General features: G+C 40.9%; 16 protein-coding genes and 1 riboswitch. Of the genes, 4 read left to right on the top strand and 12 right to left on the bottom strand.

Features of this window, described 5'->3' with window-relative positions; all coding sequences use genetic code 11:
• Positions 1–23: 23 nt before the first annotated feature.
• Entirely contained in the window at positions 24–1,301 is a 1,278-nt protein-coding gene (locus GJU41_RS25195; RefSeq protein ID WP_154318260.1) for a 3D domain-containing protein, read from the top strand.
• Between the two features lie 109 nt (positions 1,302–1,410).
• Here the strand turns inward: GJU41_RS25195 and GJU41_RS08170 are convergent, their stop codons facing one another.
• On the bottom strand, positions 1,411–2,019 hold the full coding sequence (locus GJU41_RS08170) for a TetR/AcrR family transcriptional regulator (RefSeq protein WP_070877496.1): 609 nt from the start codon (positions 2,017–2,019) through the stop codon (positions 1,411–1,413).
• 351 nt (positions 2,020–2,370) lie between these two features.
• On the opposite strand from GJU41_RS08170, the gene GJU41_RS08175 reads away from it, so the two are divergent.
• Positions 2,371–3,864 (top strand): peptide MFS transporter, encoded by a 1,494-nt coding sequence (locus tag GJU41_RS08175; RefSeq protein ID WP_070877497.1) that lies wholly within the window; start codon positions 2,371–2,373, stop codon positions 3,862–3,864.
• Between the two features lie 62 nt (positions 3,865–3,926).
• Here the strand turns inward: GJU41_RS08175 and metE are convergent, their stop codons facing one another.
• Positions 3,927–6,206: a 5-methyltetrahydropteroyltriglutamate--homocysteine S-methyltransferase gene (gene metE / locus GJU41_RS08180; RefSeq protein ID WP_154318261.1), complete on the bottom strand. Its 2,280-nt coding sequence runs from the start codon at positions 6,204–6,206 to the stop codon at positions 3,927–3,929.
• A gap of 150 nt (positions 6,207–6,356) precedes the next feature.
• A riboswitch (cobalamin riboswitch) is annotated at positions 6,357–6,560 on the bottom strand.
• A gap of 70 nt (positions 6,561–6,630) precedes the next feature.
• Entirely contained in the window at positions 6,631–7,434 is an 804-nt protein-coding gene (locus GJU41_RS08185) for a GNAT family N-acetyltransferase (RefSeq protein WP_070877498.1), read from the bottom strand.
• Positions 7,435–7,663: 229 nt separating this feature from the next.
• Here GJU41_RS08185 and GJU41_RS08190 point away from each other — a divergent pair, with 229 nt between their 5' ends.
• A complete protein-coding gene (locus GJU41_RS08190; protein ID WP_154318262.1) occupies positions 7,664–8,920 on the top strand; it encodes an ATP-binding protein in 1,257 nt (418 codons plus the stop codon).
• Here GJU41_RS08190 and GJU41_RS08195 read toward each other — a convergent pair.
• Positions 8,880–9,200 carry a hypothetical protein gene (locus GJU41_RS08195; RefSeq protein WP_154318263.1) on the bottom strand — a complete coding sequence of 107 codons (321 nt, stop codon included), beginning with the start codon at positions 9,198–9,200 and terminating at the stop codon, positions 8,880–8,882. The genes GJU41_RS08190 and GJU41_RS08195 overlap by 41 nt on opposite strands.
• Positions 9,201–9,300: 100 nt before the next feature.
• On the opposite strand from GJU41_RS08195, the gene GJU41_RS08200 reads away from it, so the two are divergent.
• Positions 9,301–9,861, top strand: coding sequence for a GNAT family N-acetyltransferase (locus tag GJU41_RS08200; RefSeq protein ID WP_070877501.1), 561 nt, complete (start codon positions 9,301–9,303; stop codon positions 9,859–9,861).
• 39 nt (positions 9,862–9,900) lie between these two features.
• Here the strand turns inward: GJU41_RS08200 and GJU41_RS08205 are convergent, their stop codons facing one another.
• From GJU41_RS08205 to GJU41_RS08240, 8 genes are all read right to left on the bottom strand, one after another.
• Positions 9,901–10,773, bottom strand: a complete 873-nt coding sequence (locus GJU41_RS08205; protein WP_070877502.1) for a Cof-type HAD-IIB family hydrolase — start codon at positions 10,771–10,773, stop codon at positions 9,901–9,903.
• A complete protein-coding gene (glcR, locus tag GJU41_RS08210; protein ID WP_070877503.1) occupies positions 10,770–11,540 on the bottom strand; it encodes a transcriptional regulator GlcR in 771 nt (256 codons plus the stop codon). The genes GJU41_RS08205 and glcR overlap by 4 nt, the downstream gene beginning before the upstream one ends.
• A 170-nt stretch (positions 11,541–11,710) precedes the next feature.
• Positions 11,711–13,495: an IucA/IucC family protein gene (locus tag GJU41_RS08215; RefSeq protein ID WP_154318264.1), complete on the bottom strand. Its 1,785-nt coding sequence runs from the start codon at positions 13,493–13,495 to the stop codon at positions 11,711–11,713.
• Between the two features lie 13 nt (positions 13,496–13,508).
• Complete coding sequence (locus GJU41_RS08220; protein WP_154318265.1) at positions 13,509–14,819, bottom strand: lysine N(6)-hydroxylase/L-ornithine N(5)-oxygenase family protein; 1,311 nt, start codon at positions 14,817–14,819, stop codon at positions 13,509–13,511.
• Positions 14,809–15,360, bottom strand: coding sequence for a GNAT family N-acetyltransferase (locus tag GJU41_RS08225; RefSeq protein ID WP_154318266.1), 552 nt, complete (start codon positions 15,358–15,360; stop codon positions 14,809–14,811). Before GJU41_RS08225 ends, GJU41_RS08220 begins: the two co-directional genes overlap by 11 nt.
• The gene (locus GJU41_RS08230) at positions 15,357–17,141 is read right to left on the bottom strand and encodes an IucA/IucC family protein (protein ID WP_154318267.1); all 1,785 of its coding nucleotides are present in this window, start codon (positions 17,139–17,141) and stop codon (positions 15,357–15,359) included. The genes GJU41_RS08225 and GJU41_RS08230 overlap by 4 nt, the downstream gene beginning before the upstream one ends.
• A complete protein-coding gene (locus GJU41_RS08235) occupies positions 17,128–18,648 on the bottom strand; it encodes a pyridoxal phosphate-dependent decarboxylase family protein (RefSeq protein WP_154318268.1) in 1,521 nt (506 codons plus the stop codon). The genes GJU41_RS08230 and GJU41_RS08235 overlap by 14 nt, the downstream gene beginning before the upstream one ends.
• Before the next feature lie 12 nt (positions 18,649–18,660).
• The gene (locus GJU41_RS08240) at positions 18,661–20,013 is read right to left on the bottom strand and encodes an aspartate aminotransferase family protein (protein WP_154318269.1); all 1,353 of its coding nucleotides are present in this window, start codon (positions 20,011–20,013) and stop codon (positions 18,661–18,663) included.
• Between the last annotated feature and the right edge of the window lie 32 nt (positions 20,014–20,045).

Raw genomic sequence — 20,045 nt, forward strand, 5'->3', positions numbered from 1 at the left:
AAATACAAGAGAGGGGTTGTTTTATGAGATTTTCAATGCGTATGATTACCGCGCTTTCTGTCGGTTTTGTTGCTCTATCAAGCTATAACACTGCCTTAGCAGAAACGAATCAGGACACCTTACATAAAGCTGAGAAGCAGCTTGACCAAAGTCAGGAAGTGCTGAAGCTAAAAGAAAAACAAAAACAAGCAGTACATACCGCAGTTCAGAAAATGGAAAACGAACTTCAGAACATGGAAGCTCTTGTAGCAAAAAATGAACAAGAATATGCTTCCATTCAAGCAGAGATTAAAAAGACGAAGCAATTAATCGAGAAAAAGAAAATAGAAATTGTAGCGCTTCAGGACAAAGTGTTAAGCCGCGAGGAAATCATGCATGCAAGGCTTACTGCTCTTCAGGAGAATGATCACGCTGATATTGTCATTCACACTTTAGTTAATGCAGAAAGTTTTTCAAACTTCTTTGAGAGAATCGGAGCTGTTGCTACTCTATTAAATGCAGATAATGACATCCTTGAACAGCAGCAGGCTGATTTGAAGAAAATTGAAGAAGATAAAAAAGAGATCGACAGACAAGAGGTTCTGCTGACTGAACAGCAGCAAACATTGGCAGCAAGCGGTGCGAGGCTTGAAGAAGCAATGCTGAACAGACAAACGAAAATGACTTCGCTTCAAGCTGAATATCAAAAGATTTCAACTGAAGTGACGCTTGCTGAACAGGAAAAATCAGCCCTTCAGGCTCAAATGAAATCAATCGAAGCAACCATTAAAAAAGAACAGGAAGCAGCGAAAGCCCGTGCAGCAAGTATTGCCGCCGCGAAAAAGAAAGAGCAGGCTGCCCTTCTCGCTGAAGCAAACGCCCGTGCAGAAGCTGAAAGAGCTAAGGAAGCAGCAAAAGCCAAAGCTGCTGCTGCGGAAAAGAAAGCAGTAAAAGCAGCTGCTGCTGCACCGGCCAAACCTGTCTCTGCAGAAAAACCAGCTGCTAAAGAACCGCCAAAAGAAGAAAAAGATGAAAGCAAAATCTTCTATGTAACAGCTACAGCTTACAGTCATGAAGATACAGCCAGTGACTTTACGGCCATCGGCATAAATATTAAAGAAAATGCTAATATGAAATTAATTGCGGTTGATCCAAAAATCATTCCACTTGGCAAGAAAGTCTGGGTTGAAGGATATGGAGTTGCGATTGCCGGTGATACAGGCGGAGCAATCAAAAATCATAAAATCGATGTTTTGATGCCTAATAGTGCAGAAGCAAGAAAATGGGGCCGCAAAACGGTAAAAGTCGAAGTATTAGATTAATAGAATCAAAAAAAGAGACTTTAGGTCTCTTTTTTTTTTGATTTTAAAGGAATAAATAGGCGAATAGTTTATTGCAATCCAAAAGAGAAAAATAATTTCAATATAAAGACTATTTCAAAAGTACAGGGTCTTCCCTGAACAAACTCTTCATCAAAGCTGTAAACTGAGAGGTTTGAAATTCATAATCTGATCCGCTGTGGACGTTTCTCATTCTAAACCCTGAAGACATCAGAACAAAAAGCTCAGCTGTCTGATTGGCATCAATCTTCTCGCTGATCACTCCATTTTTTTGACCTGATACAATCCATAGCTTTGAAAATTCAAACATCCACTGATCAAATTCACGCAGAGCTTCCTTTGCATTTTTTTGTTCATTCCTGCCAATAAAGTACAGCAGGATTTGATTGACTACATCTTTTGGATGATTAATTTCTTCAAAACTCTCTGTTAAAACATCGATAGGGTCCTTCATATCCTCTTTGGTCTGCCCCATTTTTTCAAAGAATTTATCATTTGTTTCATGAATTCTCGCTTCAAGAACTTTAGCGAATAGTTCATCCTTGCTTTTAATATAGTGATAGATGGCTCCTTTTGAAAGACCTGTCCTCTCCATGATTTCCGCAAGGGTGGTTTTGGCGCAGCCCACTTCTTTTATTAATGCAGATGCAGCTTCAAGCAATGCTTTCTCTGAACGCACTCTTCTTTCAAATTGCTTCATGATTCGACGCCTCCTTTCTACATTTTAAAAACAGACCGATGGTTTGTAAAGCAGATTTATGTCCCCTTTTGAGGATTTAAGTCTGATTAACGTACTTACCTGACCAGTTATTTGTATGAATGATGATAACGAAAAATTGGAAAGCAGTCTTTCTCCCGCAGGAATCAAGTTCCTGCAGAATAGATTCTTAAGGTTTACGAAAAGAGCGGAACAAAAACTCTGTTTTTTAATCTCATTTTTGTAAAATTATATTAAAAAAATAATTCATATAGTATTTTTTCCGATTTTTTTTGACAATTCAATTTTAATAGTAGTATTATTATACATGGTAAAAAGGAGGCTTCTTGTATCATGTCATCAATTGACAAAGACAAAATTGTACAAAGTGTACCGCAACAAGGTTTTTTTGGTCATCCTAAAGGATTATTCACCCTGTTCTTCACAGAATTTTGGGAGCGTTTTTCTTATTATGGGATGAGAGCAATTCTTCTGTATTATATGTATTATTCCATGAAAGATGGCGGACTTGGGCTTGATCAGACTACTGCTCTTTCCATTATGTCCATCTATGGTTCCCTCGTTTATATGTCCGGAATCATCGGAGGCTGGATTTCCGACAGATTGCTTGGAAATGCACGGACCGTTTTTTATGGCGGAGTCCTTATTATGCTCGGTCATATTATTCTTGCTTTCCCAGGAAGCATTGCAGCGTTTTTCGTTTCGATGTTCTTCATTGTAATCGGTACTGGATTGCTCAAGCCAAATATTTCGAATATTGTGGGTGATCTATACAGCAAAGAAGATAATCGCCGTGATTCTGGATTCAGTATTTTCTATATGGGAATCAACTTAGGCGGATTGCTTGCACCAATTATCGTTGGTACTGTAGGTCAAAAATACAATTTCCATTTAGGATTTGGTCTTGCTGCAATCGGTATGGCTTTAGGATTAATCGTCTTCGTACTGACAAAAAAGAAAAATCTTGGATTAGCGGGAACAGCAGTCCCAAACCCTCTTACTCCAGCTGAAAGAAATAAAGTTTTCGGAAGATTGGCTATAGGTTTAGCTGTTATCGGAATTTTAGGAGCTATTTCAATCACAACAGGCTATCTGACGATTGCAAGATTTACTTTCTTGATCAGTATTTTAGGTATCTTAATTCCAATTGTTTACTTCACCGTGATGTACCGCAGTCCCAAGTCAACTGATGTTGAACGTTCACGACTGATTGCCTATATTCCGCTTTTCATTGCGGCAATGGTTTTCTGGGCAATCCAGGAACAGGGTGCTACCATCCTTGGAGCTTATGCAGATAAACGAACAGACCTGACATTTGGCGGTTTTGAAATTCCCTCATCATTATTTCAATCGTTAAATCCATTATTTGTTGTCTTCTTGGCGCCTGTGTTTGCATGGCTTTGGGTCAAACTTGGCAACAGACAGCCATCTACATCGAAAAAGTTTGCATTTGGTTTGTTCTTTGCCGGTTTATCATTCTTGATTATGATTATTCCTGCTTACGTAAATGGAACGGATTCACTAGCTAATCCAATTTGGCTGATCCTTAGCTTCTTCCTTGTTGTACTTGGAGAGCTTTGCCTGTCACCTGTCGGTTTATCTACAACAACAAAGCTTGCTCCAGCTGCATTCTCAGCCCAGACCATGAGTCTTTGGTTCCTGACAAGTGCATCAGCTCAAGCAATCAATGCTCAAATTGTTCGATTCTATAAACCAGAAACTGAAATTCTCTATTTCGGCATCATTGGCGGTATTGCAGTCCTTTTAGGAGTTCTTATGCTCATTCTTTCTCCTAAAATTCAAAGTTACATGAAGGGTGTCCGCTAATACGCCGAACAAGCCTGTTCCCTTTTAGGAACAGGCTTGTTTTTGTGTATAACCGGAAATCTTTATACGGAAGTCTCTTGGCGTGCTTTTTCTCTGCAGAATTTAGCCGCTGCCACCATCACTTTTAATGCTTCTACCGTTTCAGATACTCCTCTTGTTTTCAGCCCGCAGTCAGGGTTGACCCAAAAGAGTTCTGGATCTAATACTTGCAGGGCTCTTTCAATGTTCTTAACGAGCTCGTCTTCTGTAGGGATTCTTGGGCTATGAATGTCATATACACCTAATCCGATCCCTTTTTCGTATGAATATTCCTCAAAGGAATGAATGAGTTCACCGTGACTTCTTGAAGTTTCAATTGAAATGACATCTGCATCCAATGCATCAATGGCCTGGGTAATATCTTCAAAATTCGAATAGCACATATGCGTATGAATTTGTGTATCCGGCTGCACGGAAGCAGTTGACCGCTTAAATGCTGTCACCGCATCTGCTAAATAGTCATTCCATTTCTCTGATTTCAGCGGGAGACCTTCCCGCAGTGCAGGTTCATCTACTTGTATCATCGCAATGCCAGCCTGTTCAAGTGCTTCGACTTCTTTGCGGATGCTGAGTGATAATTGATGAAGGACAGTTGATTTTGGCAGATCATTTCGAACAAAAGACCAGTTTAAAATGGTAACAGGACCTGTCAGCATTCCTTTTACAGGTTTTTCAGAAAGACTTTGGGCAAAAACCGTTTCTTTTACTGTCATTGGTTCCTCAAGCAATACATCTCCATAAATAACCGGCGGTCTGACGCAGCGCGACCCATAGGATTGCACCCAGCCAAAAGTTGTAATCGCAATTCCGGTTAATTTATCCCCAAAGAATTCCACCATGTCCGTTCTTTCAAATTCTCCATGTACGAGAACATCAAGCTCCAGACTTTCCTGGATTTCAATCCATTTTTTTATTTCTTCTTCTATATAAGCAGTGTATTGCTGTTCTGACAGTTCGCCTTTTTTCCATTTAAGCCGCTGTGCCCGAACCTCTTTAGTTTGCGGAAAGCTGCCGATGGTTGTTGTAGGCAGCAATGGAAGGCTGAACCGTTTGTTTTGCAGCTTTCTCCGCAGACCTGCTTCCAGTCTCACTGTTGAAAAGGAATCCAGCTGCTTCATCGCATCGTGAACTGCGCTTTGATTTCTGAGCTTTGAAGATGATAGTTGATCAGCTGATGAATCATATTCTTTAAGCGCCCCTTCTTCAGCTTCAAAGTTGAAAAATTTCGTCAACAGGCTAAGCTCTTCAAGCTTTTCATCCGCAAAAGAAAGTGCGTCTTTTACAAGCGGATCTAACTGATTTTCATTTTCTGCAGTCACCGGCACATGAATGAGACTGCATGAAGGCTGAAGAATCAGCCTGTCCCGGTCAACAGCTTCAAGGATTGTGTTGACAAGCTTTACGGTCTTTTGCAGACTTGCCTTCCACACATTCCGTCCATCAATGACCCCTGCAGCGAGAACTTTATCCTTTGGGAATCCTTCAGTTTGCAGCTTTTGAAGGGATATACCGCTGTCGTATACGAAATCTAGTCCAATACCATCAACTGGAAGGCTGACTAGGTGATCGTATTGTTCAACACTTTCAAAATAAGTTTGAATCAGCAGCTTCGTATTTACTGTTTCTCTTTTGATTGTTCCATAAATTTCTTTAGCCTTTAAAAATAATGCATCATCTGCATCCGATGTCACGAACACCGGTTCATCAATCTGAATCCACTCAGCGCCTGCATCTGCAAGCTCCTGCAGGACCTGAACATACAAAGGAATTAACTTCTGAAGGACTTGGTCTTTATTTTCCCCTTTTGATAAAGCAACTAAGGTTAGCGGACCGACAAGAACAGGCTTGCCGTTTATGCCAAGCTCTTCTTTTGCTTCAAGAAAGAGATGTAAAAGCCGGTTTTTGGTCAGTCTTGGCTCCGCTTGCCCCAATTCCGGTACAAGATAATGATAATTCGTGTTAAACCATTTTGTCATTTCAGCCGCCACTTGATCTCTGCTGCCTCTTGCTATATCAAAATAGGTCTGAAGGGAATTAGCATCTTGCTTGCGGAACCTCTCCGGCAGCAGGCCAAACAAAACTGCTGTATCCAAGATATGATCATAATAGCTGAAGTCGCCAATCGGTATTAGATCAATTCCTTTATCCCTCTGCTTCTGCAAATGAGACAGTCTGATCTGTTTCATCTGCTCTTCAAATTGCTGCTCTGTTATATCGCCTTTCCAAAACGATTCCAGCGTCTTTTTCCACTCTCTTTTTTCTCCGATTCTCGGATAACCTAAGTTTGAATTATTAATGGTCATTGCTGTTCCCCCGTTTCTTATCATCTCTCAACCTTCTGTGCATGAAAAAAACTCTCTTGCATAAAGAGAGTTTGATGGACAAAGTTAACTTGAGTTGAGACACAAGATAGGTTTCAACATATCGCATCACCCTCCCTATTTCGCGTAGGCATAAAGTGCATACGATAGGCAGGTCTCCTGACTCAGGTTCATTGTATTCTATTCCCTTCCCATTTTTCATTTAAAAAACAGTGGGTCTTTATAGAATTCTCCCCATTACAGTGGCGCGACCGCGTCGGATTTTCACCGGGCTTCCCTTTTAAGCTAAGGCAGAAATATCCTCTTGCCATTAGCACCTATCGCTTTTGAAAATATTTAATTTTTAAAATTAAGCAACAATTGTTTTTAAGCATAGCTGAAGTTTTGTTTTCATGCAAGTATTATATTAAGTCTGTGCAGCTATTCCAAGGACTTTCCATTTGGCAGCTTCATAAAATCCAAGCTGTTTATAAAGATTCCCCGCATCCGGATTGTTATAAAACAAATAAATGGCCATTTCTTCAGCTGCAAGCTCATGGCAAATGGCACGTATCATTTCAGAGGCGTATCCTTTCCGCCGATGCACGGGAGGCGTAGCTACACCAACTATAATGGCAGTGCTGCTGCTTTCAATAAATACGCCTGCTGTCGAAACCATTTTTCCATCTTCAGCCTTGTATAAAACTTTCAATTTTCCTGCTTCTATGTTTTGATAGTGATCATTCGCAAAGAAGTCTTCATTTGGTCCAACCATTTTATATTCATCAACCTGCATGAACAAATCGTAAAGCTTTCGGCATTCTTCGAGACTGGTAATCACTTTTATTTCCTTGCTTGGCTGAAAACCTCTGCTTCCTCCATACTTGAGCATGAACGAATCAGTCTCAAGATCCATTTGAAAGTGATGTTTAAACTCATCAATCAATTCTTTTTTCCCGACAATTTTGCGAATGCCAGTTTCCTGAATAATAGATGCAAATTCAGTTAATGGGAGATTGATAACAGGACTGTAGTAATAAATTTTCTCAGGATAGATCATTAAAAGGGCATTTAAATTCATATTCAGATAACTTCCGTAAACCATCATATGTTCTTCTGACAAGTCCTCGATAATCAATGCATTCAATTCTATATCGGTCCGTAAAAATTCAGCTGCATGATTGTATTCTATTTTATCTATTAATTTAATTTGCATTTTCTGATCGCTCATTTCGCTTCTCCTGACAAAAAAATTTAAGTCTTTTAGAATATTCTAACATTCTCTAGTTAATTTGATATATATTTTAATAGAGAAGTTTTTTAGTTTTCAGGATTATTAAATTTTGCATTTAGTTGTCTAGCACCAGTGCCTTACTCATCGGCCAAAACGGATCCGCCTGTCGGAGCCGGCCAAGGTGCTTGCGCTTTACTAATATTTTTGCTGATAAGGTGAGGACTGCATGGAAATGAAGGATGTATTACTGAATTTTTTACTCGTATTATCCCCGCTGCTGATTATACAGCTCTTATACATGAGAAAAGAAACAAATAAAAAAATGAATAAATGGCTCTTTGCTTTTTTGCCTGCACTTGCGATCATTTTGAGCATGCTGTATCCGTTTATGATTGAGAATGATTTTTTCTTTGACTTCAGGCGCATCCCCTTTGTTATGGGGTTGCTTTACGGAGGATATCGTCTTGGATTCTTTTTATTTGCGGTTACTATCGTGACCCGGCTGGCACTAGGGGGGGACGGCATCTACCCGACATTAGTGATGGCAGGAATCCTGGTTCTCATCGTGCCGATGCTTTCATCCTATTATTTAAAAAGCAGATTGAGAAATAAATTAATTCTTGTCGTTGTCATTGTCCTTGTTTCTTTACTATTTTCGATTCTGCATATTGAAATGGTTTATGGATCATTCTTTGAGCCTCAAATGTACACTGAACTATTTGTTCTGCACATATTTGCCGCAATCATCGGGACTATACTGTTTGAAACGATTGTCCAGAACTTCAATTTGCTGAAAAGAGTCATCAAAGCTGAGAAACTTGAAGTAGTCAGTCACCTGGCAGCAAGCATTTCTCATGAAGTCCGCAACCCTCTGACAACAACAAAAGGATTTCTGCAGCTTTTGCGGGAAGAAAATATCAGCCAGAAAAAAAAGGAAGAATACATAGAAATCTCATTAAATGAATTAGACCGTGCCACAAACATAATCAAAGATTATTTGACATTCGCCAGACCAGAAGCTGAAAATAATCATTCAATCGATATTCATTCAGAGCTCAGAAACTGCATCAACGTATTGACGCCTCTCGCACAAATGGAAAACGTTCAGTTTAAGGAAAGCTTCAGCTCTGAAAACATTTTTGTCCTTGGAGATCCCTTAAAACTTAAGCAATCACTGATTAATATTCTCAAAAATGGAATCGAGTCTTATTTAGCTGGAGGATTAATCGAAGTTTCAACATCAAAGGATCACTCTCACATCAAAATCGTAATTTCTGACCACGGTAAAGGAATGACCGAAGATCAGGTACTGAGGCTTGGGGAGCCTTATTTCTCTACTAAATCAAACGGAACCGGTCTTGGGATGATGGTATCTTTCAGCATCGTTAAAGCTATGAACGGGCATATATATGTGAAAAGCGAGCCTGGCGCCGGTACTTCATTCACAATTTATCTGCCAATTTATTTGATAAGTGAGCGGTAGTTTGCCGAACTGACTTCCTGCAGAGGGAAGAATGTACTTTCACTTGATCTTTGCAGGCAGAAACAATGGCTGCAGAAGAGAATCTGCCTTGACAATACTTCAGGGGATTATGCCAAATATCTCTAAAAAGCTCAATCAAAACTTTCTCTGCAAAAATTGAGTCGCTGCCGGCAGAATAAATTACTCTCAGCAGCAAGACTTCATAATGATCATACAATAATTCCAGGGCAGCAGCTTCTTTCTGAAGTATTCGGGTTAAAAGCTCATTTTCACGTTTCATACCATTCTCCTCAGAGACTTAATAGTACTTAATACCCTTAAAACTGAAAAATAATCCATATTTAACACATTTTTGTCTGAAATAGAAAGAGGGATATGCTTTGGCAACTTATTATACTAAATCCGGCCGCCTTATCATCAGGCCTTATCAGTCAACTGACTATTTAACTTGGCTATCTGCCTATATAAATAGAAGGCCGAAACAGCACAAATATGATGAAGGCAGACTGGATATGAGCGTGTGCACCCCAGAGTGGTTTGCTGCTTTCGCAGAGAAACACCATCAGCTCATGAATAAAGATAAAGCGTATGTTTTCGGTATTTTCAGGGCAGCAGACGGGATGCATGTCGGGTATGTAGATTTCTCTACACTGATTCGGGATGATTTCCAGTGGGCCCGGATGGGATATACAATCCATAATCAATTTTGGAGAATGGGATATGGCACAGAAGCGGTTAAAGCGGCTATCGAGCTTGCGTTTGACCAATTGAAATATCACCGTCTTGAAGCGCATATCAATCTTGATAACCACCCTTCTGTTAAGCTTGCCGAGAGTGTGGGGATGAAGTTTGAGTGTATCCGCCAAGGGTTTCTGTATGAAAATAACCAGTGGACAGATCATCTTGTTTATTATATAAATAATGATCATTACAAGGTTTAGAAAAGGCCGGCCTCTTGATAAAGAGACCGGCCTTTTCTGTCAGACTTTCTGCTTAGCATCCATCATTCTTTTTATAGCGAGCTCCACCCCGTCCTGATCATTTGTTAAAGTAATATCCCTGCAGATCGCTTTAATTTCCGGGCGGGCATTACCCATTGCAATGCTCTTCCCCGCTATTTCAAGCATTGATTTATCATTCATGCTGTCACCGATGGCTGCAGTGTCTTTCAGTTCAATGGCAAGATGGCCAGACAATTTTTGAAGGGCAATTCCTTTAGAAGCAAGCTTATGCTCTATTTCAAAGTTATGCGCGGCTGATGTAACCAATGTGATATTTTCTGTGTCTTTAAATTTCTCCCAGCCTGCATCCAGCTTTTCCTGGTGAAAAGAAAAAGCGAGAATGTTATAGATTTCCTCTGTTTGACTCAGAATGTCCATGTACGATTCAACAAACCTAAAGCCTGTCTGGCTGTATTGTTTTTCAGCCGCCTGAAGAAGCTGGGAGCGGTCCGCATCAGGATTGGCACTTTCAACCCGGTCAATTTCAATATTCAAAAGCTCTCTTCCGCTTTGAGGAGTATAAATAGCTTCACGGCCGAACACTTCATAATAATATTGATTGTGTTCCAAAAATTGAAGGGCCGCAGCAGCTGTATCCTTTTCCATAGGCTGTGAATGAAACAAAACCCCTTCTGGATTGTGAATCGTCGCTCCATTAGCAGCAATAACCCATGTTTTTACGCCTGTATCCTTAAAAATTTCCTTCACATCAAAATGGGCTCTGCCAGTAGCTACAACCACTTCAATTCCCTCTTTTTGTGCAGCTTTTATTGCTTTCAGATTTTCTGCGCTGATATTATTCTCACTGTTTAATAATGTTCCATCCAGGTCTATAGCAATTAATTTTGTCATTCCATTTCCTCCTCTGCCACAAGCAATTCCACGTTATGTTTATCAAGCAGGTCTCTGAATGCTTTATCAGGTTCTTTATCTGTTATAAGCAAATCGACTTCATGAAGATCTGCGTAAAGAAAAAAATCGGTAACACCGAGCTTTGAATGATCTGCAAGCGCGATAACCTGATTTGCCTGATTGATCATTTTCCGTTTTACCATTCCGTCCTCTTCATGCGCAATGGACAGCCCTCTCTCAGAAATGCCCACAACCCCTATAAATACTTTATCAACCTGATATTTTGAAAGTTTTTCCACCACTGAGGATCCATATAAGAATCGGTGCTCTTTCTGAAGTTCTCCTCCAAGAAGGTGAATCTGAATCCCTGGTTTTGTTGATAATATATCGGCCTGATTAATGGAATTCGTAATAATGGCCGCATGTTTCACATCAATAAATTCTGCACATGCCTGGACAGTAGTGGAGGCATCTAAAATGATTCTGTCGCCTTCACTGATCAGACTTGCTGCTTTTCTTCCAATTAATTCTTTTTCATAAGAAACTGTCTGGAGACGGTTTTGATAGTCTTTAATTTCAGTGTGCGAGCTTGGCAAAATAGCCCCGCCTCTTGTCCGGATAATCAGTTTCTGCTCTTCGAGCTTGACGAGATCTCGCCTCGCGGTGTCTTTGGAAACATTATAAAGCGAACATATTTGATCTGCAGTTATTCGTTTATTTTCTTTTAAATAGTCAAGAATGGAGATTAGCCTTTCTTCTTGGTACAAAATGCCCACCTAACTTTCAGAAATGTTTCTACAATAACATGGGTTTTAAGTTCTTATAAGTAATTATAATTGATATCACTCTATTATTCAAGTTTTTATAATGATATGTAAGTAATTTATGCAGTGTTGTAAGTGTTATGCATAAAAAAAAGAGACCCTTTTGGTCTCTTTTATCCGATGACATGTTCTTTAATTGCCAGCGGGTTTTTCACTTGTCCAAACTCTGAAGCATGAGGCCGGTCATCTCCATCTCCATAGCCATACTCGATCATCCGGTTGCGGTTGAGACAGAGCTTTTTAAATGTCGGCCTCAGGAGGTCAAAGAGTTCGAAGCGTTCTTTCAGCTCTGGAAATTCAGCTTGATAGGAAAGGATTGATTCTCTCAGCTTATACCAAAATCTCGTTTCATCAAAGTCAGCTCTTCTGTGAAGGATATCGGCTAAATACCTGAAATGGCAAACAAATAATCCAGTGAAAATGAATTGGCACAATCCTTCAGGCGCTTCACTCCTCAGAACGGTTTTTAGCTCTCCCGAAATGGAATTAAGCTCATCCAGCGGCTGATCGCTGATATTGACATCATCCACAAAATCCTTCACAGCTAGTCTGTGAGGTTTATAGTCTTTTAAAATGACAACCGTATTTTGCCCATGCGGTGAAAAGACCGTTCCGTATTGATAAAGATAGTGCAAAAGCGGCGGCAGGAGAACTTCAAACAGCTGCTCTGTCCATTCTTCCACGCTGAGGCCGGACTTTTCTATCAATTCCAGTGTATATGATTTCCCGTCCTCCCCTTCATATAAAAGGGCGGCAAGAGTAATGGCCTGTTCTCCCACGTCTAAGAATGAGTAGATGCTTTCGCGCCAAATGACTCCAAGCATCTCCATAAATTGATACGGAGCTCCTTCTAGTTTTACGTAATCAGGATGATGGTAATTCATGCTCGCCACTTCTCCAGGGAGAATAACCCTGCATTTATCTCTCAAAAATGAATCATTGTCCCGGATCCCTTGAATATGAGCAGTAATTTCTGGTGCCAGCACCACACGTTCAGACGGCAATCCCCTATACACTAATGTATTTAAAATACTCATTGGCAGCTTTACGTGATGCTTCTTTTTATGATCCATATTGACAAATGTCCGAATGGACTGCTGCGGCAGGTATTGATCTTCTCCTCTGCCAAGGTAGATGATCCGCTTTTCAAAAAGCTCTTCTGAGAACAGCTGAACAATGACGTGATTCCACTGCCACTCATGGACAGGCATAAAGAAAAAGCTTTCAGGCTGCAGTCCTATATTAATTAGCTTCTCATTAAATTCTCTTTTTGCCGATTGTCCGATCTCGCTTTCTATTAACCTGTCATACTCAACTTCTTTTGTTGAATGGAAAGTCCCCCACTCCTTTGAGACGGCAATCCAGTCAAGTGTTGTCTGCTGCTTTTGTTCAGGGGCATATTGCAGGTAATCTGAATAGGAAAACCCGATGCGCCCTTTGTTATAAGTAATCCAGGGATGGCCTGTCATCTCCCCTTCAAGCTCTGCATAGTCCAGATCCGTTAAATCGGCAGTCGAACGATCTTGCTGATTGGCGATAATGTGGGCATCAGCAAGCAGAGTGCGTTTATATTCTTCTATTAAATAGGCAGCGGTAAAAGGTTTTATGTTTATTTCCTTTTGCAGTACCAATAAAAACTCAATGGGATTCACAGCTTCTTCCCATGAACCCTGTTTATTTGTTTCAATAGAATGAGCATCAACCCAATAGCTGTCCATCAGCCTTTTTTCAGCTAGAAAGCGGTAGGATATTCCGCTCTCAAAGTTCACAATATATATGCCATCCTTTTTTTCCGCCTGGATCATTTCTTCGTATAAAAACTCAGATATCATTTTAGCAAGCAGCCGTCTGCTCGCTTTCTTCCAATCTTCTGCATTCCACTTTTGTTCAGCTGACATCTTTCTCACTCTCCTATACTGTTTGTTTGCTGCGTACAAGATGGCTTGTACCAAAATGCTGAAAGACATTTTTTTCGGGCAGATCAAACACTTCTCTGCAAGCAAGCTGATTGATGATCTTAGCATTCCGGTAAGCGCCTAATCCAAGATCGGGTGCTCCTACTCCGTGAGTGTGCATTTCACCGTTTTGAATAAAGATTTTGTTTTCCCTTTTATCCTGCAGCTCTAGTTCATAATCTTTCGAGACAACTGGACGGTTTCTGCTGTCCCATTTCAAAAGATTTGATAGATTTCCAAAAGCGCTTGGCCATACAGTCTTATAGCCGGTCGCTGCTATGACGATATCTGAATGCAGGTTAAAGGCTTCCCCCTGCTCCCATTGATGACATTGTAAATTTAAATCTGAACTGGTTGCCGCAATATCAAGTACGGCTGTTTTGGCCAATAAGTGAACATCCGGCTTTTGCCCCGCAATCGTTCTTTCATATAAAAGATCATAGATTTCAGCAATCGTATCTGCACTGATTCCTTTATAAAGAGAATCCTGTTTTGGCACAATCGTATCCTTTAATTCCTGCGGAAGCTTGTAAAAGTATTCTGTGTAGTCAGGCGAAAAATGCTCAAGCCCAAGCTTCGAATACTCCATTGGGAAAAATCCTTCTGTACGTGTGAGCCAATTTAATTGATAGCCGTACTCATTTTGTTCTTTCAGCAGCTCCAGAAAAATTTCTGCTGCACTTTGACCAGAACCAATGACGGAAATCGTGTCAGCCTGCAAACTCTTTTTTTTCCTATGCAAAAATTCAGCCGAGTGAAAAAGATTGTCTGATTTCCCTCTTGCAGACCATTCTGGAATATTCGGAGCACTTCCCATTCCAAGAACGACATGACGGGCTATAAAGCGTTCCATTTCCCCGGTGCAAACATCTTCAACAAGGACTTCGTATCCTTCAGTATGATGCAAAACATCTGCAACCCGCTTTCCGAATTTGCAGCTTTCAAGCTCTGCTGCTACCCACTGCAGATAGTGATTATATTCTCTGCGCGGAATATGGAACGATTCAAGAAAATAGAAATGATAAAGTCTTTTTTGATGATGAAGATAATTCAGAAAGCTGTATTTGCTTATCGGGTTAACCATGGAAACCGCATCAGCCAAAAATGGAACCTGTAAGGTTGTCCCTTCGATCAAAAGTCCTTCATGCCAATTAAATTCGGGCTTTTGATCAAAAAAGAGCGCCTCTACATCCTCAACATTATCCAATAATGCTGCCATTCCGAGATTAAACGGTCCAAGTCCTACTCCAATTACGTCATAAACCATTCTCTGGCCCCCATTCGAAATCTTCTCTTTCACAAATCATGAAAAGTGCTTTTTTATCAGGCAGCTGAATTTCCTTTTGCGGAAAAAATCCGCATTTCTTGAAAACATGTATCATTTTCTTATTTCGGCTGTCAGGCTCAGCAACGATCCTCTGTGTCCGTTTGTCTGTAAACATCTGTTTCATGATTTCATGGAGCATTGGCAGAGAAAGACCTTTACCAAGGTAAGAAGGATCACCGATCAGCAAATGAACACCCTGATCATAAGTCTCTGCTTCATAATAATCTCCAATGATGTCATCTTTTGCCCAATACGTTTCCCAATAGCTCATTGCCACACTGTCCAGATGCCCGATCCACAGCGTTTGATGATCATCCGCCAAAAGCTTTTTTAGATGCTTCGTATATTTGCTGAACGGAAAATCTTGATTCCAATAAGGAATGACGTGAGGTTCATGGTGCCACTTATGAAGCATGGCAGCGTCATGTTCAAATTCGGCTTTTCGAAATGTTATGGATAAACCGGTCTCAAGCTGATTCATTTCGTTGGAAAGGCCTCCTTTTTTGTCATTAAAGGGTTGCGCACTTGTACATAAACTGACTGCGTTTCAAGCGGTCCAACCAGTTCATCTAAATCATGAAATCTCGTTAATAGATTTGCTTTGCAGGGCAAAGTGCCATTTTCAAGCAAGGTTTTCAGCAAAAGAGATGGATGATTTGCCGGAAGTGGCTGCTGTTCCAATTCCTCCCTGATCAGATTAAGAAGATCCTTCTCGTCTGCCAGATTTGCCGTGCCAAATGCATTTACAAGTCCAAATAAATGGTTGAAAAAGAAATAATAGCGCAATCGTTCATCTGCAACCGCGTCAGAACAAACCGTTTCACTTTTCAAACCGATTCCAGGGAGATACGAATTCAATTCATCATGTTTTGATTCGCAAAAGTAAAAGCCCTGATTGTCTCTATAAAAAAAGCGCGATGGATAACCATTTTCAAGCTTAACAACGCTGTTTTGCTGATGTGCTTCAAGCGCAATTCCCTTTTTAAAATAAAGCCAAAGAATCGGTTTTAAAGAGATAGCCAAATAGCGTTTCAGCCAGTCTGAGCTTATTTCCTTTGTTGATCGATTTTCCTTTTTAGATAGGTCACGAATGATGCTCGCAAGTCTTGATGATTGCGGCGAAATTCCGTCCTGACAAAGGGCAACTAGAGCTGTTGCTTGTTCCGCTCGTTTTTTATAAAAAGGATTTTCCCTGAGTATGACTTCAAAACCTGATTCTTTTTGATCGTGCATCTTTAATGTAATAAATGCAGGATCGTGAATGATTTCAAAATCAGGATAATGCTCAGATAACTCAATTCCGAGCTGTGTGCCCATCAATTCTTTTACTTCTACTCCCCGTTCAAGCTCTTTTAACAGGTTCGCCCGGACAGAATTGGTGATTTTGATGTTAAGTGAAAATTTGAGCATGAACTCTACATCCGGATGATAGACCGTCCGCAGAGATGAAGTTGCATAAAATGTCCGTCCCTGCCGTCCAAGATTTTCAAGCTTCCCTGCTTGAATGAATTCTTGGACAGATGAGTCTCTAAGCAAATACTCTGCTTGCCACGGATGGATGGGAAGAAGCGCGTACTCATCCTCGCCCGCATACTTCTCTTTAAACGCATCATCGATCTCCGGGTCATCCTTGACAAGCTGCTTTATAAGGTCAATTGCTGACTTTGGCATTGTTGACTTTGAATAAATGGACTCTGCATGAGCTCTAAAATAATGCAGCGGAAATGCTCCTTTTAATTCTGGTGAATACGTCTTAATATCCGAATCAGTCATTCCCTGTCTGCTTTTTGGTGTCGGATGAAGCAAATGGCCAAACAAAAGGGACTGTTCAGCTGCAATAAAATCAAATGAGGTTTGATACAGCTCTTCCTCATCTTTAGCTCGCTCTTCTAGAAATTGAGCCATGGATTCACAGCTTTGTTTGACTCGTAAAAGCAGTTCTTCGTTTTTTTCAGCTGAGTTTGAATCCAGTTCTTTCATCGTTTTTACAATGCATGTTATGTAATCGATTTCCTCATTTTCACAGTAAACTGGATATTCTAACAGGTGGCGCCCTGTCTCCGATAGATAGCTTGCAGGGATATAAAGGTTAGAATTTTGCTTGTGTAAACGAACATGAATCCATTTTCCATTGTGCTTCTTTCTTAATGCAACAGGTGCACCTTCACTAAGATTCCCGCTGTTTGTTTCACGCAGAAAGCAATTTAAATAGCTTTGCAGAGTTGCTTTTTCAGCAAGAGCCATCGCTTCAAGTTTGTTCATCATGCAGCCTCCTTGTTTCATCTTCTCCGATTTCTTTCATTCTTCTGATGATTTTTTCAACATCACTCATTTTTGTTAATGGATTCAAAAAGGTGAATTTCAGACAAGCATTGCCGTCCACCTTCGTCCGGGCTATGATCACTTCTCCATTTTTCAGAAGAATTTCCCGGATTTGATAGTTTAATTGATTGAGCTGCCCATTTGTTAAAAAGCCTGTCCCGATGTATCTGAAAACAACTGTGCTCAGTTCAGGGTGGTGATAGACACTGAATTCACGTTCTTTTTTCAGCAGCTCATACGTTTTCTGCGATACAAGCAGCGTGTGATCAATCATCTCTTCCCAGTCTTCTTTTCCAACTAATTGAAAGGACAGAAACGGTTTCAGTGCATCAAAGCGTCTTGTAGTCTGAATGGATTTAGAAACTAAATTCGGGATATCATCTTCCTCGTCTTCAATTGGATTCAAGTAATCCGCATGATGTCTGATTAATGAAAATGACTCCCTGTTCTTTACCAGAAATGCTCCGCAGCTGATTGGCTGATAAAACATTTTATGAAAATCGACTGTAATGGAATCTGCTTTCTCTAAACCTGCAAGTTTATGCTTATGGGTATCTGATAAGACCAGCCCGCCTCCATAAGCAGCATCTGCATGAAACCACAGGCCATGTTCTATAGCCAGGCTGCTCATTTCCGCAAGCGGATCGATGCTGCCAAAGTCTGTTGTTCCTGCTGTTCCGATCAGAGCAAAAGGCAAGTCCCCCTTCTGTTTCAGATCGTCAATGCATGAAGCTAAATCATCCATACACATTCGGTACTTATCATCCGCTTTTACTAAAACAACAGAATCTTCACCTAATCCTAATATTGACGCTGCCTGCTGTACTGAAAAATGGGCTGCTTCTGAGCAGAGGATTTTCAGACGATGCTGCTCAGGGTGAAGACCCTTTTTTTTACTATTCCAGTTCCAAAATTTTAAAGCAGCACGTTCTCTTGCAAGCAGCAGCCCCATTAAATTAGACTGCGTTCCGCCGCTTGTCATCACACCATCTCCATCAGGAAGCCCGAACATCCCGCACAGTCCATTCATAACATACTGCTCAACCATAGTAGCTGCGCCGCTTTGATCCCATGAATCCATGGATTGGTTTAAGCCGGAAATAATGGCTTCAGCTGCTAAACCGGGAATCATTGGCGGACAGTGAAGATGTGCAGCAGTTGATGGATGGCTGACATGAATGGTATTTGAAGTGATGGTAGCCGTAAGCTTTTCATATACCGTTTGCTCATTTTGATTCGTTTTAGGCTGAAAGACTGGAAAATCTTGATCTAATTCCTTCTTCACGTCAAAAGGACTCAAACCGCTGTATGGATCCTTGGATGCCATTATCCTTTTAACGGAGTTCATCGCATGCGTCATTTGATTTTCATAATGTTCAAAGCTTGATTGATGATTTGATAAAAATATATGTTCAAAAGCTGTTTTTTCTTTGACTGCTGACATCATATAATCCACATCCTAAACTAAACTTGGGCTGAGTGTTCTTTCTGCGGCTTTAACAGATTCGAAGAATATATCACATACCGTGTCTAGCTGTTCTTTTGAAATAATCAGCGGCGGCAAGAAACGGACCACACTCCCAAAGCGCCCCCCAAGCTCAAGGATAAGCCCTCGTTTAAAGCATTCCTGCTGGATAAGCTTCGCGAGCTTCGGATGCGCAGGATAACTCCCAATGGCATCTGCAGCTGCGGTTTTATCTACAATTTCAGCGCCTACCATCAGTCCTAATCCCCGAACATCTCCAATAGACGATACTTCTTGCTTCATTTGTTTTAAGCGCAGCATTAAGAAATCGCCAAGCAGTGCTGCCTGTTCATCAAGCTTTTCCTGCTTAATAAATTTCATTGTGGCTGTACCGGCAGCAATCGCAATCTGATTCCCGCGGAAAGTGCCTGAATGTGCTCCCGGTTCCCATTGATCAAGATCTTTATGATAAACAACAACTGCTAAAGGCAGTGTTCCTCCGATAGCTTTTGAAAGAACAACAACATCAGGGTTGATGTCAGCATGTTCAAAGGCAAACATTTTCCCAGTGCGGCCAAAGCCTGTCTGCACTTCATCGATGATGAGAGGAATTTGCTGTTCATTTGAAATCTTTCGTACTTGTCTTACCCATTCATCAGGAGCTGGAATGGCGCCGCCTTCCCCTTGCACAATTTCCATGACCATGCCCGCAGGTTTCACAATACCCGATTCCGGATCGTTCAGAGTGCGGTCAATAAAAGTGGAACCGATTGCTGCACCCTCGTCTCCTCCTATGCCAAACGGACAGCGGTACGAATAGGGATATGGCAGAAAGTGAACGTCAGACATTAAATTGGGTATTTTGCTTTTCGGTCCAAGGTTGCCCATTAGACTAAGCGAACCATTTGTCATTCCGTGATAACCGCCCTGGAAGGATAGCATGCCGCCTCTGCCAGTTGCTGTTTTTACAAGTTTCATTGCCGCTTCTATCGCATCAGAGCCTGAAGGACCGCAAAATTGGATTTTCGCATTTTCAGCAAATTTTTTCGGAAGAGCGTCGAACAGTTCCTCAACGAACTCTTCTTTCATTGGTGTAGTAAGATCGAGCGTATGAAGCGGGCGCTTGCCTTTTATCACATTTTCCATTGCTTCTATCACAACCGGATGATTGTGTCCAAGTGCCAGAGTGCCTGCCCCTGCCAAGCAATCTATGTAGGTTTTATTCTCAACATCTTTCACATAAATCCCTTCTGCCTCACTGATCGCGATTGGAATTCTGCGCGGATAAGACCTTGCATTCGATTCTCTCTTGCGCTGGCTGCTTAAGTAAAACTCATTCGTTAGCATAAATAATCACCTTTCTTATTTGAAAATAATTC

Source organism: Metabacillus idriensis (genome assembly GCF_009674765.1).
Classification (GTDB): domain Bacteria; phylum Bacillota; class Bacilli; order Bacillales; family Bacillaceae; genus Bacillus_P; species Bacillus_P idriensis.

Excerpts from the sequence above, each read along its gene's own strand:
- GJU41_RS08170 (WP_070877496.1), bottom strand. The coding sequence starts at position 2,019 with ATGAAGCAATTTGAAAGAAGAGTGCGTTCAGAGAAAGCATTGCTTGAA.
- metE (WP_154318261.1), bottom strand. The coding sequence starts at position 6,206 with ATGACCATTAATAATTCAAACTTAGGTTATCCGAGAATCGGAGAAAAA.
- GJU41_RS08205 (WP_070877502.1), bottom strand. The coding sequence starts at position 10,773 with ATGACAAAATTAATTGCTATAGACCTGGATGGAACATTATTAAACAGT.
- GJU41_RS08240 (WP_154318269.1), bottom strand. The coding sequence starts at position 20,013 with ATGCTAACGAATGAGTTTTACTTAAGCAGCCAGCGCAAGAGAGAATCG.
- GJU41_RS08185 (WP_070877498.1), bottom strand. The coding sequence starts at position 7,434 with ATGAGCGATCAGAAAATGCAAATTAAATTAATAGATAAAATAGAATAC.
- GJU41_RS08235 (WP_154318268.1), bottom strand. The coding sequence starts at position 18,648 with ATGATGTCAGCAGTCAAAGAAAAAACAGCTTTTGAACATATATTTTTA.
- GJU41_RS25195 (WP_154318260.1), top strand. The coding sequence starts at position 24 with ATGAGATTTTCAATGCGTATGATTACCGCGCTTTCTGTCGGTTTTGTT.
- GJU41_RS08225 (WP_154318266.1), bottom strand. The coding sequence starts at position 15,360 with ATGAATCAGCTTGAGACCGGTTTATCCATAACATTTCGAAAAGCCGAA.
- GJU41_RS08230 (WP_154318267.1), bottom strand. The coding sequence starts at position 17,141 with ATGAACAAACTTGAAGCGATGGCTCTTGCTGAAAAAGCAACTCTGCAA.
- GJU41_RS08220 (WP_154318265.1), bottom strand. The coding sequence starts at position 14,819 with ATGGTTTATGACGTAATTGGAGTAGGACTTGGACCGTTTAATCTCGGA.
- GJU41_RS08175 (WP_070877497.1), top strand. The coding sequence starts at position 2,371 with ATGTCATCAATTGACAAAGACAAAATTGTACAAAGTGTACCGCAACAA.
- GJU41_RS08195 (WP_154318263.1), bottom strand. The coding sequence starts at position 9,200 with ATGAAACGTGAAAATGAGCTTTTAACCCGAATACTTCAGAAAGAAGCT.
- GJU41_RS08190 (WP_154318262.1), top strand. The coding sequence starts at position 7,664 with ATGGAAATGAAGGATGTATTACTGAATTTTTTACTCGTATTATCCCCG.
- GJU41_RS08215 (WP_154318264.1), bottom strand. The coding sequence starts at position 13,495 with ATGTCAGCTGAACAAAAGTGGAATGCAGAAGATTGGAAGAAAGCGAGC.